This is a genomic window from Salinimicrobium marinum, from assembly GCF_014651535.1.
Classification (GTDB): domain Bacteria; phylum Bacteroidota; class Bacteroidia; order Flavobacteriales; family Flavobacteriaceae; genus Salinimicrobium; species Salinimicrobium marinum.
In genome coordinates, this window is sequence record NZ_BMXB01000001.1 from 464,947 (window position 1) to 481,491 (window position 16,545).

Genomic DNA, 16,545 nt, shown 5'->3' on the forward strand with positions numbered 1-16,545 from the left:
AGTCTCAATTAGACACTGAAAGAGGAGCTGACCATTCCAAACCAACTTTATTTTACTGCTCATTGAGCGCCGATCACTTCTGAAGAAGTAAATTCTGCTTTTCAATTGGAAAACAGTATTTACAGAATACCATTATGAAATAAAATTTTCGTCAGCTTTCTTTCTGCTCACTGACCACTGATCAATTAACATTAGACTGAAAACTGCCTACTAAAACACTTCCAACTAAAAAGATTACCAACCGCCGCCGGCGCCACCGCCTCCAAAGCCGCCTCCACCGAAGCCACCTCCAAAACCGCCGCCTCCACCGAAGCCGCCACCTCCGCCACCGAAACCACCGCCTCCGCCAAAGCCACCACGGCCAAGGCTGCTGAGTACAATTACGTCCAGTAGGGAGCCACCTCTTCGCAAACCACCTTTTCCGCCCCCACGTTTATTCCGGTTACTTAGAATAACCAGAAATACTATGAAGATGAGTGCTAAAAATATAAATCGGGGAGAAGCACCTGTGTTGTTAACCGGTCTTCCCGAACCTTCATAAGTGCCGTTCAACACCTGAAAGATAGCGGTTGTACCTTTGTCGAGTCCGTTGTAGTAGCTTCCGCTTCTAAACTCCGGAAGGATGATGTTTTCGGTAATATCTTTAGAAAGAGCATCGGTAAGGTAAGATTCGATCCCGTAGCCGGTAGTGATCCAGATCTTCCGGTCTTCTTCAGAAAGAAGAATGAAAATACCATTGTCTTCCCCTTCCTGTCCAATTCCCCATTCATCGGCCCATTCCGCAGAATAAGTTCCGATGTATTCCCCCTGCAGGGATTCTATGGTTGCAATTACAATCTGTGTGGAGGTAGTATCTGCGTAATTTATAAGTTTCCTTTCGAGATTTTGCTCCTCCGACTGGCTTAAGACGTCTGCTTCGTCATAAACGCTGGTCTGGTCGCCTGGCTTGGGTGGGATATCCCTTTGAGCATTTACTGAAAAAGCAAACAGGAGGAATAATACGCTTAGAAAATGTTTCAAATATTGCATTCCTACCTGGAGATTTTATCAGAAAGTTCATTTTTAACATCTTCGGTCCATGGAAAATGTTCCTGAAGTTGCTGTCCTGCTTTTAAGATCCCATCAATGAGGCCTTGTTTGAAATTGCCTTTTTTAAATTGATCGACTATAGCATCTTTGGTGCTTTCCCAAAAATCGTTTGGCACGACTTCATTGATGCCTTTGTCTCCGTAAATAATGAAATTCCGGTCTTCCACGGCAACATAGATCAATACTCCGTTTGATGCTTTGGTGTTGTCCATTTTTAGAAGGTGAAATACCTCCATGGCACGTTCCCAGATGTCTCCGTTGCTGGATTTCTCCAGGTGCACCCTTATCTCTCCCGAAGTCTTTTTTTCGGCAGTCCGTATGGCTTCCACCACTTCTTCTTCATCTTTCTTGCTCAGGAATTCCTCTACTTTCGCCATGACTTTTAGTTTTTAATTAAAATCGAAATCCACGTCAGGGGCATTCTCAGCTCCGGGATCTGCAGTATACCTTGGCATATCATCAAAGCCATACATGCCTGTGATAATGTTGTTCGGGAACTGTTTAATATAAATGTTGTAATTGTTTACAGATTCATTATACCGGTTTCTTTCCACATTGATCCTGTTTTCTGTTCCTTCCAATTGGGACTGGAGTTGCTGGAAATTCTGGGTAGCCCTTAATTCCGGATATCGTTCTACGGTAACCAGTAATCTGGAAAGGGAAGAAGACACCTGTTGTTGCGCTTCCTGAAATTGTTCCATTTGCGCTTCATTCAGGTTATCGGCATCTACATTGACAGAAGTAGCACGGGATCGTGCTTCAATTACATCAGAAAGGGTTTCTCGCTCAAAATCGGCAGCACCTCTTACCGTACTAACTAAATTAGGAATAAGGTCGTTTCTTCGCTGATATGCATTTTCCACCTGAGACCAGGCTGTTTTTGCATCTTCTTCTTTTTGTACAGCCGTATTATAAACTCCCGCGAACATCCAGTACGCTATGAGTACAATCGCACCAATTATTAATACAGGGATAAGCCACTTTTTCATAGTTATAGTTGATTTTTTAATTTGATCAATGTTGATTTTATTGTTTCCAGTTTCCTTATGATTTCAAAATTTGTGAGGGTTTTGTGTCCTTCTTCCTTCAGGTGGGTTTTAGCACCTTCTAAAGTGAAGCCTCTTTCCTTTACCAAATGATAAATGAGTTCAAGGTTTTTAATATCTTCAGGAGTGAATTTACGATTTCCCTTGGCATTTTTCTTTGGTTTAATAACGTCAAATTCCTTCTCCCAAAACCTGATAAGAGAAGTTTTGACGCCAAATGCATCGGCTACTTCTCCTATTCCGTAATATAATTTTTGGGGCAGATCTACGTGCATTAATCCAGAGATTGGTTTTCTTGTTGTGCCTGTTCAAGAATTTCATCAAACTCTGCAGGCGATAATTGTCCGTAATAGAAATTAAGAGGGTTGATTTTTTCTCCGTCTTTAAAAATTTCATAGTGTACGTGCGGTGCCTGCGATCTTCCGGTGCTCCCCACAAAACCAATCAGGTCCCCACGCCGTACTTTCTGACCTACTTTTACATTGTATTTGTAAAGATGACCATATAAACTGACATAGCCATAGCCATGATCAAGCCTTATGTGTTTTCCATATCCGCTGGATCGGTTATCAGCACGTTCCACTACTGCGTCTCCGGTAGCATATACCGGGGTTCCCTGGGGTGCAGTGAAATCCATTCCGTAGTGAAATTTTCTCACCTTGGTAAAGGGATCTGTTCTCCATCCATATCCCGAAGCCATTCTTTTTAAGTCTTCATTTTTTACCGGCATAATAGCGGGAATTGAAGCCAGGAGGTTTTCTTTATCTTCGGCAAGACTTGCTATTTCGTCTAGAGAGCGTGACTGCACTACGATCCTTTTTGTAAGGACGTCCAGTTTTTTATGACTGTCAATAATTAGTTTGGAATTTTCAAAGCCTTCCAGGTTTCTGTAGCGGTTAATCCCGCCAAAACCGGCCATTCGCTGTTCTTCCGGAATAGGGTTAGCTTCAAAATACAACCTGTAGATGTTGTTGTCGCGGTCTTCAACGTTGGCCAATACCTGTTGCGCCTGTTCCATTTTTCGGTTGAGCAGCCCGTACTGGAGTTTCATGTTCTCCAGTTCTCTTTTCAAGGCTTTTTCCTTGGGAGTTTCAATTTGTGGAATATTAAGGTAAACCACAAGAAGTAAGAACGCAGCAAGAAAAATCCCGAGGATAGTAACCAGGGCAAAACCTATTCGGCGGCCCTTTTTCCGCTCAATCTTTTTATAAGAAAGCGTCTCGCTATCGTAATAATATTTAACCTTCGACATAAGTTAAATTATGCTATTTTTGCTTATAATTTAATGTTGCAAAAATGGTGCAACAGTTAGATTGAGAAACGAACAAATATAAAAATTGTTTTCTCACCGTCATAATAATAATCTCAGACCTTTAATAAATACAGTGCATGAAGTCCAAGGATGTCAGAAATAATTTCCTCGAATTTTTTAAAAATAAATCCCATACCATAGTTTCATCTGCTCCTATGGTGATCAAGGATGATCCTACTCTTATGTTTACCAATGCGGGAATGAACCAGTTCAAGGAGTATTTTCTTGGGAACGGAACTCCTAAAAGTCCGCGTATTACAGATACCCAAAAATGCCTTAGAGTGAGCGGAAAACACAACGATCTTGAGGAAGTGGGTAAGGATACCTACCACCACACCATGTTCGAAATGCTGGGAAACTGGAGTTTTGGTGATTATTTTAAAAAGGAAGCCATTGCCTGGGCCTGGGAACTTTTGACAGAAGTTTACAAGATCGACAAGGATATTTTATACGTGACGGTTTTTGAAGGAAATGAAGCTGAAGGGATTCCTGTAGATCAGGAAGCATTGAACCTCTGGAAAGAAATAATTCCTGAAGACCGTATCATCTTCGGAAATAAAAAAGACAATTTCTGGGAAATGGGAGACCAGGGGCCTTGTGGTCCTTCTTCCGAAATTCATGTGGATATTCGTTCTGCTGAAGAAAAAGCAAAAGTATCGGGAAGAGAGCTGGTGAATCAGGATCATCCACTGGTAGTGGAAATCTGGAACCTGGTATTTATCCAGTTCAACCGTAAGGCTGATGGTTCGCTGGAAAAACTTCCGCAGCAGCACGTGGATACGGGAATGGGCTTTGAGCGACTGTGTATGGTATTACAGGATGTAAAATCCAATTATGATACAGATGTTTTTACTCCTCTTATCAAAGAGATTGAAAAAATTACCGGTACTACCTACGGAAATGACGAACAGGTAAATATTGCCGTTCGGGTAATTGCAGATCATATTAGAGCAGTGGCTTTTGCCATTGCCGACGGACAGCTGCCCGGAAATACGGGAGCGGGTTACGTAATAAGACGGATTCTTCGACGTGCCATTCGTTACGGGTTTACCTTCTTAAATCAGAAAGAGCCGTTTATCAGTAAACTGGTTGGATCCTTAACAGATCAAATGGGAGAAGCTTTCCCAGAATTGAAATCTCAGAGGAACCTTATTGAAAATGTAATAAGAGAAGAGGAAAACAGCTTTTTACGAACCCTGGATCAGGGATTGGTATTGCTGGACCAGATCGTAAAGGAAACCGAAGGGAAAACAGTTTCAGGAAAAAAAGCTTTTGAACTATATGACACCTATGGTTTTCCTATAGATCTTACAGCCCTTATTTTAGAGGAGCAGGGGTTGAACCTGGATGAAAAAGAATTCGAAAAAGAGCTTCAGAAGCAGAAAAATCGTTCCAGAAACGCTTCGAAAGTAACTTCAGGCGATTGGGAAATAGTTTCAGAAGTAGAAAACAAAGGCTTTATAGGCTATGATCATTTAGATGCTGAAGTAAAGATTACCCGTTACAGAAAGGTGGAATCCAAAAAAGAGGGAGAACTTTATCAGATCGTATTGGATCAGACGCCATTTTATCCTGAAGGCGGCGGGCAAATTGGTGACAAAGGCTTTTTACAAAGTCCCGACGGAGAAAAAGTCAGTGTTGTTGACACTCGAAAAGAAAATAACCTCATCATTCACCTGGTTAAAAAGCTGCCGAAAGATGTATCTGTGTTCTTTAAAGCGGTGGTGAATTCTACCGAAAGAACGAAAACAGCAGCCAATCACTCGGCCACACATTTGCTGCACCAGGGGTTGAGAAAGATTTTAGGGACACACGTAGAGCAAAAAGGTTCTATGGTGCAAACTGATTATTTGAGGTTTGATTTTTCCCATTTCAGCAAAGTTGCTTCCGAAGAGTTGAAGGAGGTGGAAGATTTTGTCAATGCACGTATTTCTGAAAATATTCCTTTGGTGGACAGGCGTGCAATTCCGTACCAGGAAGCGATCGAAAGCGGAGCCATTGCTTTGTTCGGGGAGAAATATGGAGACACTGTAAGAGCGGTTAACTTTGGAGAATCAACCGAGTTGTGTGGAGGAACGCATGTGGCAAACACCGGCGACATCTGGTATTTCAAAATAATTTCTGAAGGAGCTGTAGCCGCAGGAATCCGAAGGATCGAAGCGATCACTTCAGATGCTGCCAAAGCATATTTCACTGAACAGGCAGAAGCTTACCAGGAAGTAAAAGCTGTTCTGAAAAATGCCAAAGATCCTGTAAAGGCGATATCAAACCTGCAGGAAGAAAATAATGAGCTTAAGAAGCAGATCGAAGTCCTGTTAAGAGAAAAAGCAAAAAACCTGAAAGGCGATCTGAAAAATGAAATTCAGGAGATCAACGGAATTAACTTCCTTGCCAAAAAGGTAGATCTTGATGCCGGCGGAATTAGAGATCTTTCCTTTCAACTTGGAGATGAATTTGATAATTTATTCCTGCTTTTCGGAACAGAACAAAACGGAAAAGCTTTACTTTCCTGCTTCATTTCAAAAGATTTGGCGAAGGAAAAGGATCTTCACGCAGGAAAAGTGGTCAAAGACCTGGGAAAATATATCCAGGGCGGCGGCGGCGGACAACCATTTTACGCCACTGCGGGAGGTAGAAACCCCGAAGGTTTAAATGAAGCACTACAGAAAGCGATAGAATTTGTGAAATAAATTAATGCGTTATCCTGAATTTATTTCAGGAGCTTCTAATCTATAAAAACTAACCTTCCCCTTTGGGAAGAGGATCGAAGAGAAGGGGAAATGGAATTCCGTACCAAAATACCAATCAAAACACAAGAACCGGCAATAGGATATGATTCTCAAGTCCTTTTGCTGGGTTCCTGTTTTGTTGAAAATATCGGAAAAAGGCTGGAGTACCATAAATTCAGGACGCTCCAAAATCCATTCGGAATTTTATTTCATCCAGCTGCCATCAGTAATTTTCTTGAAAAGGTAAGATCTCGCTATGTTTTTTCTGAAAATGACATTTTTTTTCATAATGAGCGCTGGCATTCGTTTGATGCACATTCTGCTTTGAGCAATCCCGATAAAGATAAGATGCTTCAGGATTTGAATGCTGCTGTTGAGGAAACTTACTCATTTTTAAAGAGTGTTTCGCATATAATTATCACTCCCGGCACCGCCTGGGGCTATAAATTTTTGGAAACAGGCAAAACTGTAGCCAACTGTCATAAACTTCCGCAAAAGAAATTCTTTAAAGAACTTACGGAGGTCGAATCTGGTCTTAAATCCTGCGTGGAAGTCATTAAGACAATTAATCCAAAAGCCACTGTCATCTTTACGGTTTCCCCTGTACGTCATCTTAGAGACGGCTTCATGGAGAACCAGCAAAGCAAAGCGAGATTGATTACGGCTATTCACGAGCTTTTAAAAATTCCCGCTCCAGGGATTAGGAGAAGTTATTTCCCGTCGTATGAGATCATGATGGACGAGCTCCGTGATTACAGGTTTTATGCAGAAGATATGATCCACCCGAATTCAGTTGCCGTTGATTACATCTGGCAGCGATTTGTAGAGACCTGGATGTCTCCCGAAACGCAGAAGACTTCAGAAGAAGTGGAAAAAATTCAGAAGGGATTGGCTCATAAACCTTTTAATGAAGATTCCGAAGCACATCAGCAATTCAGGAGCAAGCTTCAGCAGAAAATTCAGGAACTACAGGTAAAATTTCCATACATAGAGTTCTAACAACTTATACCTTCAAAAAGGGCCTGTTATTTGTATATTGTAGGGTAAAACTTTTCTATGAGAAATTTTCTTATTGGTGCTTTATTGGTTCTTCTTGTAGTATTTGGTGTGAGGTATTGTGAAAACAGGGATAACGAGCGGGACCGCCTGGAAGCGAATACCGCGCTTATACAGGAACAAATAAAAAATGTTGGAAAACTGGTGGTAACCGAAGGGACTTTCTCTCAGGTCTATACCTATAATGATTCAAAAAAGTTTTATCTGGATGTGCTTTCTGCTAGGAAAAAGGCACTTATCGTGGTGAATGCGACTGCTACTGTAGCGTACGATTTCAGCAAACTTGAGGTGGAATTGGATGAGGAAAATAAAACGGTGATCATCAAACATATTCCGGAAGAAGAGATCTCAATAAATCCAGATATTAAATATTATGATGTCACCCAGGATTACCTGAATCAGTTCGATGCATCCGACTTCAACAAGATCAAGCAGCGCATCAATAAATCCATGCGTGAGAAAGTGGAAAACTCTACTTTAAAATCGAATGCAAAAAATCGGCTGATAAGTGAACTTCAGAAAATTTATATTCTCACCAATACCTTAGGCTGGACACTTCAGTATAATAACGAAGAATTTACGAATCCAGATGCTATGGAGGATTTAAAGTTATAAGGGTTTTCCGATAAAAATCCCAATGAGGAAATTCCAAATTCCAAATGTCCACGTAATGTTTTCTGGCATAGGTCGTAAAATCAAAAATCACGATTTGCCTGACTTCGTATTTCAAACCTCGTACCTCTAATTTTCTAATAAACTATCATCCCCGAATTTACAGTACTAATGCCCCCATCAATTAAGTGGGCCGCTTCGGGCCTTCGGGATTTTACATCTTCCAGGTGTTTTAGTACCTGCTGAGAAATTTTTTCATCCTTATCATAAATCAACTCATAGATCTCCACAGAAAGAAGCCAGTCTTTGGGATGGTGTTTCTGGAGGATTTCAAAAGCGGCTTCCAAAGAAAATTTTGTGCTTTTTCCTTTCCTGATATTTCTAACCGATTCGTACAAGGATTCCAGTTCCTCCCGTTCGGGCGTTTTCTTGCTTTTAATGGTAGTAGACGATGTTTTATGGGTGATGAGGTTAAAGGATTTTGCATCTGCAGGACCTGCAAATGCTGAAATCACTTCTTTTCCGATTGCCATATCATAATTTCCCCATTCAGGTTTAAACAGCGTTTGATCCTGATAAGTAACCGTACAATTCCGAAGACTAATCAGGATGATCTTTCCCTGGAGGTTTCGGGTACCGGTAATGATCTCGCCCGAAACAACTACGCCTCCTTCAAATTCAAATCGGATATTTTCCCCTTCATAGATGTCATATGCCCGCAAATCCCGCGGACTCATATCTTCTATTGCCAGGTTTATTCCTTTTAGTTTCCCCGCGGGGGAGCCAAAACCTTTGGGATGGTTTACAGTACCATGCCCCACCAGTTCCTTTTCCCTGTATGCAAGGGCTGTTTCTCCTGTGGTTTGAAAGTAAACAGGTTTCCCCTCATGCTCTATCACTTTTGAAAATGCACCTGAAATCTGAATTCCGGTGCTGAGTTCTATTGTTCCGAGGTTTTTGGAATGGATCAGTTTTTTCAATCCTTCAAGACCACCCACCCGGATGGCCATTTTATTCGCAAATTGTTCCAGTACCAGACTTAAATGAGCGAAATCTGGGGTTACATATAATTGCGGCTGAGGCCGGGTTATATCAAAATCCTGATTTGCAGCCTCTATGTTGTACGGCAGCTTTTTGACCTTATCGGTCATGCATAAGGCGCTTTCCCCGATTGAAGAAAGAAGTCCGGCGCCATAGATCTTCGGATCTTCAGGCGTTCCTATGAGTCCGTATTCAACCGTCCACCAGTGCAAATTCCTAATCTGGGCCATTTCACTTTGCTCTCGAACATCATTTTGCAGCTCGTCCACTTTTCTCTCTGCAGCAGCAATTTCAGATTCCGGAGTATCTTCCGCTTCTTTGATGATGGAGAGGTGTCTTATAGCTTCATAGATCTCATGATCTTTGGCGCTCGAAATTGCCTTACAGCCAATTTCCCCAAACCTTCGCAAATATTCTGCATATTCCGGATTTGCGATAATTGGAGCATGACCGGCTCCTTCATGAATAATATCGGGAGCGGGAGTGTATTCAATATGTTCCAGCTGCCGAATGTCACTGGCGATCACCAGTACATTAAACGCCTGGAATTCCATAAAAGCGGTAGGAGGGATGAATCCATCAACAGCTACGGCAGCCCATCCAATCCCTTTAAGGATTCTGTTCATCCCATACATATTTGGAATATAATCTATGGAAATACCAGTTTTTTTGAGTCCGTCCAGATAAGAAGAATGGGCAACTTTGCTTAAGTATTCCACATTCTTTCGCATAACGTACCTCCACACAGCCTGGTTAATGGCTGTGTAATCTTTGTAGTTCTGCGGTTTAATGAATTGTTTTAGATGCGCCGGAAGGCGTTCTATTATTTCATTTGATTCAATTTCCTTTTCCATAGAATATATATCTGTGCCGGGCTCTAAAGATACAAAATTAAGGATTTACGAAAACGTTATCTTATGCGCCGTTAAAAAGAAGAAAGCCACTACTTCAGTATATCGAATTAGTGGCTTTCATCAATTAGGGGGGATATTTTTATCTTCTTTCGGTTTGTGGAGGATATTTTTCCATAATCTCTCTCACAATTTCATTGATCCTTTCCTGCTTTTTATCCACTTTTTTAGCAAGGGCTGCGGTTCCCATTCCCTGCCAAACAAGTTCTTTATCTTCAGCATCAATTAGATCAATATACAGCGTTCCATCGGTGGTTGAATTTATGGTGTTTGGACCGGCTCCCCAGTACCACGGATGCCATCCCCAACCGTAACCATATCCGAAGTTATTGTTGTAAATATTAATATTTTCTTTCGTTTTGGTAAATATGCTCACCAGCAGATCTGGATTTTCCGATTTAGTGAAGCCGTTGGACATCATTTCAGATTCTATGGCGCGTAAGATCCTCTTTTTGTCAAGATCAGAAATTTCTGCCTTGTCTATTCCAGGCTTAAAGAAGGCAAAGCTCTGGTACTGGTCAAAATTCACCTCTCTGTCATAGTCGGTCGCAACCCTCACACTGTTACAAGAGGCGAAAACCAGCACGAACATGAGTAGTACGGGAGTAATTTTTAGAAATCTCATAATTAAGTTTTTTAAGTTCTACAATGACTTTAGTAGACTTTCTTCTACCATATTTGGAAGCGTAACTTTCAGCTGAGGTTCAGTTTCCATTGCTCTTTTAATTGCGAAAAGTGCCCCTTCATTCCGGGCCCAGGATCTTCTCGCAATTCCGTTGTTTACATCCCAGAATAACATAGAGTTAAGTCGTCTTTCTGCTTCTTTACTTCCATCAAGAACCATACCGAATCCTCCATTAATCACCTCTCCCCAACCAACTCCGCCGCCGTTATGAATACTCACCCATGTAGCACCTCTAAAGCTGTCGCCAATTACATTTTGTATAGCCATATCGGCCGTGAACCGGGAGCCGTCATAGATGTTTGAGGTTTCCCTGTAAGGAGAGTCGGTGCCCGAAACATCATGGTGATCCCTTCCCAAAATCACCGTTCCTATTTCTTCTTTTGCGATCGCATCATTAAAAGCTTTGGCAATTTCCATACGTCCCTGTGCATCTGCATATAAAATTCTGGCTTGTGACCCTACCACCAGTTTGTTCTCCTGTGCACCCTGGATCCACTGAATATTATCCTGCATTTGCTGCTGAATTTCCTGCGGAACGTTTTCCTGAAGTCGCTGTAGAACCTGAGTGGCAATTGCATCTGTCTTTGCAAGATCTTCTTTTTTTCCTGAAGCGCAAACCCAGCGGAAAGGTCCGAATCCGAAGTCAAAGCACATGGGGCCCATGATATCCTGCACATAACTTGGATAAGCAAAATCGATCCCTTCTTCGGCTGAAGAGGCTTCGATCATATGCCCTTCGGGATCACGGTGAATTTTTGCTCCGGCTCTAGAAGCTTCCAGTAAGAAGGCATTCCCGTAGTCGAAGAAGTAGGTGCCTTTTTTAGTATGGCTGTTAATGGCATCCGTCTGGCGACGCAGGCTTTCCTGTACTTTTTCTTTAAAAATTTCAGGTTCTTCAGCCATTAAGAGATTGGATTCTTCAAAAGAAAGCCCTGCAGGATAGTATCCTCCTGCCCACGGATTGTGCAGGGAAGTCTGGTCGCTTCCCAAATCAATTTGAATGTCTTCTTTCGCAAAATGTTCCCAAACATCTACCACATTTCCCTGGTACGCGATGGAAACAGATTCTTTTTGCTCCTTAGCTTTTCTCACTCTTTGGGAGAGTTCCTCAAGATCTTTTATCACCTCGTCTACCCAGCCCTGGGAATGCCTTGTCATAACCGCTTTTGGATTTACTTCTGCACAAACTGTAACACAGCCGGCAATATTTCCGGCTTTTGGCTGTGCACCGCTCATGCCTCCAAGTCCGGAGGTAACAAAAAGAGCGCCTTCATTGGGTTTTTGAGAAATTTTTCGGAGTGCATTGAGGACAGTGATCGTGGTGCCGTGAACAATTCCCTGAGGGCCTATGTACATATAGCTTCCTGCAGTCATTTGTCCGTATTGGGTAACGCCAAGGGCATTGAACTTTTCCCAGTCATCTGGTTTTGAGTAATTTGGGATCATCATTCCGTTGGTGACCACGACCCGGGGAGCGTCGGCATGCGAAGGGAATAAACCCAATGGATGTCCCGAGTTCATCACCAGCGTCTGCTCGTTATTCATTTCGGCAAGATATTTCATCACCAGGCGATACTGCGCCCAGTTTTGAAAAACGGCTCCGTTTCCGCCGTAGGTGATCAGTTCGTGCGGATGTTGGGCCACTTCTGGATCCAGGTTATTCTGAATCATTAGCATGATGGCTTTCGCCTGCTCGCTTTTACCCGGATATTCTTGAATGGGCCTGGCGTACATTTTATAATTTGGACGCAGGCGGTACATGTAAATCCTTCCGAAGGAATTCAGCTCTTCCAAAAACTCCGGAAGTAATGTTTCATGGTGTTTCTTGTCGAAATAGCGTAAGGCATTTCTCAATGCCAATTTTTTCTCTTCAGAAGAGAGGATATCTTTACGTTTTGGCGCATGGTTTACTTCTTGGTCAATCGGTTTTGGCGCAGGTAAATGGTTCGGGATACCTTCTAATATCTCATCGTTGAAGCTCATATCTTACTTTTTCTTCTGTTGATCTGTTTTTGTATTGTATCCGTATGGGCAGTGGCGGCAACCGCTTTGACAGCAGTAACCTCTTTTTAAGTGATACTGTTCTGTAAAGCAACGGTAGCCCTCGGGGGTAAGGTAATAATCCCCTTCTTCCATCGGAATTTTTTTCTTCGGAAAACTCATATCGCAAAAATAGCATTTCTTATATTGTTGCCATGTTCGTGGTGGTAAATAAATACATCCTTGCCAAGGGTTTCGACGGAATCGTGCTCTGGCCATTTATAGTTGTAAAACGGAAAGAACTTAAAGACGATCCTGTTTTTATGAATCACGAACGCATACATGTGAAGCAACAACAGGAGCTGTTGATCATTTTCTTTTTCCTGTGGTATGTCTTGGAGTATTTTGTACGTCTTATTAAATACAGAGATGCTTATAAAGCGTACAGTAAAATATGCTTTGAGAGAGAAGCCTATTCTCATGAAGATGATCCTGAATATATGGAACGACGTAGTTTCTGGAATTTTCTGAAGTTTTTATAAGATTAAGATTAGCTCTGCATGGAAAAGTGAGTCGGTATATAGTTTTCTCAGTCGCCGAAATGGCCTTTTCGAAAAGGAATTTTAAATATTCATGGATTCGTGGTAAAAGTTCAGGGTTAAAATGTGTAGGTATCAATAGTAAACCTACAAGGTTAAAAGAAACACTGCAGGTTTGGAAGGTAAGCTTTCCGTCCTCTGCGAACAACTTTGCAACTTTGCGTGAAATCGCAGACGAGTATGAAAGGGTTACAAGAGATTTCTCAGTCGCCGAAAAGATTCGAAGTAACAACCCAAAATTATTTGAGCATTCGTGGTGAAACCTTTCGGGTATGAAAGTTTTTTTTGAACCTTTGCATTTTATCCTTCAAAAATGGCGCTGGTTCAGGAAAAAATAGTTCCCAATCAATTTATTACAGAAGAAAATGGCGTATCGGTATACCTGAAACGGGAAGACCTGCTTCATCCTGAAGTTTCAGGAAATAAATTCAGGAAACTAAAATACAATATCCGGGAAGCCATTTCTCAAAAGCAGCATACTATCCTAACCTTTGGAGGTGCCTATTCCAATCACATTGCAGCAACCGCTGCTGCCGGAAGGTTGTACGGACTCAAAACCATCGGAGTAATCCGTGGGGAAGAGTTGGGGAAGGATATTCAGAAAACCCTTCAGGAGAATCTAACCTTGAAGTTTGCTGCTTCCTGCGGAATGGAGTTCGATTTTGTTTCCAGATCGGAATACCGGGAGAAAGATTCCGAGGAAATGATACAATGGCTTCAGAAGAAATTCGGATCGTTTTACCTTGTACCCGAAGGTGGTACAAATGCCCTGGCGATCAAAGGCTGTGAAGAGATCCTAAAGGATGCAGATAAAAATTTTGATATAGTTTGCTGCGCTGTGGGTACCGGCGGAACCATTTCGGGCATTATAAAATCTTCTACTGAAAATCAGAAAATTCTCGGTTTTCCTGCTCTAAAAGGAGATTTCCTGACTTCAGAAGTAAATAAACGGACAGAGAAAAATAATTGGAAACTTACAATAGATTATCATTTTGGCGGTTATGCTAAGGTAAATTCGGAATTGATCAACTTTATTAATAAATTCAGGCTCCAATATGGCATTGCTTTAGATCCTGTGTACACCGGAAAGATGATGTACGGAATTTTCGATCTTATAGAGAAAGGTCATTTTCCTGAAAATACTCGTATTTTAGCCGTTCATACAGGCGGGTTGCAGGGAATTTCCGGAATGAACCAAATGTTGAAAAAGAAAGGTTTACCTCAAATTGATGTGTAGCATGAAATTTAATTACAAATTACTTATTCTTTTGTTATTGCTGGCAACAGCCTCCTGTAACACTACCAAAAAGATTTTTGGCGGTAAGGATAAACAGAATAAGGAAAGGACAGTTCAAAGAAGAACAGATTCTGGTAGGAATGCAAATGAATCTACTCCTGCAGAAAGAGAACACAACGTACGGGAAAATCTCCCCAAATCTGCCTACACCGATAAAGTTGCTTATTACATTGATACCTATGCGCCCATTGCGCAGGAGGAAATGCAAATTTATAAGATTCCCGCAAGTATTACACTTGCACAGGGAATCCTGGAATCGGGTGCCGGAGTAGGGGAGCTGACCAGAAAAGCAAACAACCACTTCGGGATTAAATGTCACGGCTGGAAAGGCGGTCAGGTTTTTCACGATGATGACCGGTCACAGGAATGTTTCAGAAAATATAATGATGCCAAATATTCTTTCAGGGATCACTCGCTGTTTCTTACCGAAAGAAAAAGATATGCTGCCCTTTTTGAGCTGAGGCCAGACGATTACAAAGGCTGGGCAAAAGGCCTTAAAGCGGCAGGTTATGCAACAGACAGGGCGTACCCGGCAAAATTGATCAGCCTGATTGAAAGATACCAGCTTCACCGGTATGATGCAGAGGTATTGGGAAATGAGTTTATTGTTTATGAGGAAAAGGGAAGAACTTCAGAAAGGCATGTGGTTCAAAAAGGGGATACCCTATATTCTATCGCCAGGAAATACAACACAAGTGTAGAACAACTACAAAAGAATAACAATTTAACGGGGTCGACCATTTCTATAGGACAGACACTTTATGTCACCCCAATGTAAAATGAGATTTGATATATGAATTATAAAAGAAGCAGTGACCTTTTTAAGGCAGCAAAAAATGTAATTCCCGGTGGGGTAAATTCTCCTGTACGTGCTTTTAGTGCGGTAGGAGGTGATCCTGTTTTTATTAAAGAAGCAAAGGGAGCTTACTTATTTGATGAAGACGGAAATAAATATATTGACTACATAAATTCCTGGGGTCCGCTCATTTTAGGGCATGCTTTTCAGCCGGTGGTGGACGCGGTGATCGAAAAAGCTAAAAAGGGAACCTCCTTTGGGACGCCTACAGAAATCGAAACTACCATTGCCGAACTTGCGGTTTCCATGGTTCCGAATATTGATAAAATCAGGTTTGTGAATTCCGGAACCGAAGCCTGTATGAGTGCGGTGCGTCTTGCCCGCGGATTCACTTCCCGTGAAAAAGTGATCAAATTCGCCGGATGTTATCACGGGCATAGTGATTCATTTTTAATTCAGGCCGGGAGTGGAGCCATTACCTTTGGCACCCCGAATAGCCCGGGGGTAACCCAGGGAACGGCAAAAGATACTCTGCTGGCAACGTACAACAGCCTTGAAAGTGTAGAGGCTCTCCTGGATGCCAATAAAGAAGAAGTGGCTTGTATAATTCTGGAGCCTATTGCCGGAAATATGGGTTGTATTCCTCCAAAAGAAGGATTTCTGGAAGGGCTTCGGGAGCTTTGTGATAAGCACAATGTGTTACTGATCTTTGATGAAGTAATGACCGGTTTTCGGCAGGCAAAAGGTGGAGTTCAGGAACTAAAGAATATAAAAGCAGATATTGTTTGCTTCGGAAAAGTGATTGGTGGCGGACTCCCGGTAGGGGCTTTCGCAGCCCGAAACGAGATCATGGATTACCTGGCTCCAACGGGGCCGGTGTACCAGGCTGGAACCCTGAGCGGAAATCCTCTAGCCATGGCCGCCGGACTTGCAATGCTTTCCGAATTGAATAAGAAGTCCGAAATCTATAACAGCATTGCAGATAAAACGGAATTTCTGCATTTAGGAATAAGTAAAGTGCTGAACGAGAATAATGTTGCCCATACCATCAACAGGGAAGGCTCCATGATCTCTGTACATTTTTCTGAAGAGCCGGTGGTAGATTTTGAATCGGCTGCAAGGGCAAACAATGATACCTTCAAGAAATTCTTCCACGGAATGTTAGAAAACGGGGTTTATATAGCACCAAGCGCTTTCGAAACCTGGTTTATTAGTGATGCCTTAACTTACGAGGATCTGAACGAAACCATTTCCGCCGTAGACAGAGTGGCGAAGAAGCTGAAGTAGATATGAGATTTTAGATTTCAGATCTGAGATTTCAAAAAAGATAAAACTCTGCAGGTAAACCTGTGGAGTTTTTTTATGCTGGGGTTCTTTAAAACCTCATCGTCC

Annotated in this window: 16 protein-coding genes; 7 read left to right on the forward strand and 9 right to left on the reverse strand. The window is 42.0% G+C overall.

Annotation, left to right across the window (positions count from 1 at the left end; all coding sequences use genetic code 11):
- Positions 1-234 precede the first annotated feature (234 nt).
- The 5 genes from IE056_RS02030 to IE056_RS02050 are packed head-to-tail and all read right to left on the reverse strand — an operon-like array spanning position 235 to position 3,387.
- Positions 235-1,029, reverse strand: coding sequence for a TPM domain-containing protein (locus IE056_RS02030; RefSeq protein ID WP_189602948.1), 795 nt, complete (start codon positions 1,027-1,029; stop codon positions 235-237).
- Positions 1,030-1,031: 2 nt separating this feature from the next.
- On the reverse strand, positions 1,032-1,466 hold the full coding sequence (locus tag IE056_RS02035; protein WP_189602949.1) for a TPM domain-containing protein: 435 nt from the start codon (positions 1,464-1,466) through the stop codon (positions 1,032-1,034).
- A gap of 12 nt (positions 1,467-1,478) precedes the next feature.
- Positions 1,479-2,078, reverse strand: a complete 600-nt coding sequence (locus IE056_RS02040) for a LemA family protein (protein WP_189602950.1) — start codon at positions 2,076-2,078, stop codon at positions 1,479-1,481.
- A gap of 2 nt (positions 2,079-2,080) precedes the next feature.
- Positions 2,081-2,410 carry a MerR family transcriptional regulator gene (locus IE056_RS02045; protein WP_189602951.1) on the reverse strand — a complete coding sequence of 110 codons (330 nt, stop codon included), beginning with the start codon at positions 2,408-2,410 and terminating at the stop codon, positions 2,081-2,083.
- Positions 2,410-3,387 (reverse strand): M23 family metallopeptidase, encoded by a 978-nt coding sequence (locus tag IE056_RS02050; protein WP_189602952.1) that lies wholly within the window; start codon positions 3,385-3,387, stop codon positions 2,410-2,412. The genes IE056_RS02045 and IE056_RS02050 overlap by 1 nt, the downstream gene beginning before the upstream one ends.
- A gap of 137 nt (positions 3,388-3,524) precedes the next feature.
- Here IE056_RS02050 and alaS point away from each other — a divergent pair, with 137 nt between their 5' ends.
- The 3 genes from alaS (at position 3,525) to IE056_RS02065 (ending at position 7,847) form a co-directional block, all read left to right on the forward strand.
- On the forward strand, positions 3,525-6,137 hold the full coding sequence (gene alaS / locus IE056_RS02055) for an alanine--tRNA ligase (protein WP_189602953.1): 2,613 nt from the start codon (positions 3,525-3,527) through the stop codon (positions 6,135-6,137).
- A 90-nt stretch (positions 6,138-6,227) separates the two neighbouring features.
- Positions 6,228-7,175 (forward strand): GSCFA domain-containing protein, encoded by a 948-nt coding sequence (locus IE056_RS02060; protein ID WP_189602954.1) that lies wholly within the window; start codon positions 6,228-6,230, stop codon positions 7,173-7,175.
- A gap of 57 nt (positions 7,176-7,232) precedes the next feature.
- Positions 7,233-7,847, forward strand: a complete 615-nt coding sequence (locus IE056_RS02065) for a DUF4230 domain-containing protein (protein ID WP_189602955.1) — start codon at positions 7,233-7,235, stop codon at positions 7,845-7,847.
- A gap of 134 nt (positions 7,848-7,981) precedes the next feature.
- On the opposite strand, the gene IE056_RS02070 is transcribed toward IE056_RS02065, so the two are convergent.
- From IE056_RS02070 to IE056_RS02085, 4 genes are all read right to left on the reverse strand, one after another.
- Positions 7,982-9,739, reverse strand: a complete 1,758-nt coding sequence (locus IE056_RS02070) for an aromatic amino acid hydroxylase (protein WP_189602956.1) — start codon at positions 9,737-9,739, stop codon at positions 7,982-7,984.
- Positions 9,740-9,878: 139 nt separating this feature from the next.
- Positions 9,879-10,421, reverse strand: coding sequence for a DUF4136 domain-containing protein (locus tag IE056_RS02075; protein WP_189602957.1), 543 nt, complete (start codon positions 10,419-10,421; stop codon positions 9,879-9,881).
- An 18-nt stretch (positions 10,422-10,439) separates the two neighbouring features.
- Complete coding sequence (gene hutU / locus IE056_RS02080) at positions 10,440-12,464, reverse strand: urocanate hydratase (RefSeq protein WP_189602958.1); 2,025 nt, start codon at positions 12,462-12,464, stop codon at positions 10,440-10,442.
- Between the two features lie 3 nt (positions 12,465-12,467).
- Positions 12,468-12,644 (reverse strand): C1orf53 family protein, encoded by a 177-nt coding sequence (locus tag IE056_RS02085; protein ID WP_189602959.1) that lies wholly within the window; start codon positions 12,642-12,644, stop codon positions 12,468-12,470.
- 32 nt (positions 12,645-12,676) lie between these two features.
- Between IE056_RS02085 and IE056_RS02090 the strand changes: the two genes are divergently transcribed.
- The 4 genes from IE056_RS02090 (at position 12,677) to hemL (ending at position 16,440) form a co-directional block, all read left to right on the forward strand.
- The gene (locus IE056_RS02090) at positions 12,677-13,003 is read left to right on the forward strand and encodes a hypothetical protein (RefSeq protein ID WP_189602960.1); all 327 of its coding nucleotides are present in this window, start codon (positions 12,677-12,679) and stop codon (positions 13,001-13,003) included.
- Between the two features lie 370 nt (positions 13,004-13,373).
- Complete coding sequence (locus IE056_RS02095; protein WP_189602961.1) at positions 13,374-14,297, forward strand: 1-aminocyclopropane-1-carboxylate deaminase/D-cysteine desulfhydrase; 924 nt, start codon at positions 13,374-13,376, stop codon at positions 14,295-14,297.
- 1 nt (position 14,298) lies between these two features.
- A complete protein-coding gene (locus IE056_RS02100; protein ID WP_189602962.1) occupies positions 14,299-15,135 on the forward strand; it encodes a glucosaminidase domain-containing protein in 837 nt (278 codons plus the stop codon).
- Positions 15,136-15,150: 15 nt separating this feature from the next.
- Positions 15,151-16,440, forward strand: a complete 1,290-nt coding sequence (gene hemL, locus IE056_RS02105; RefSeq protein ID WP_189602963.1) for a glutamate-1-semialdehyde 2,1-aminomutase — start codon at positions 15,151-15,153, stop codon at positions 16,438-16,440.
- The last annotated feature ends 105 nt before the right edge of the window (positions 16,441-16,545 follow it).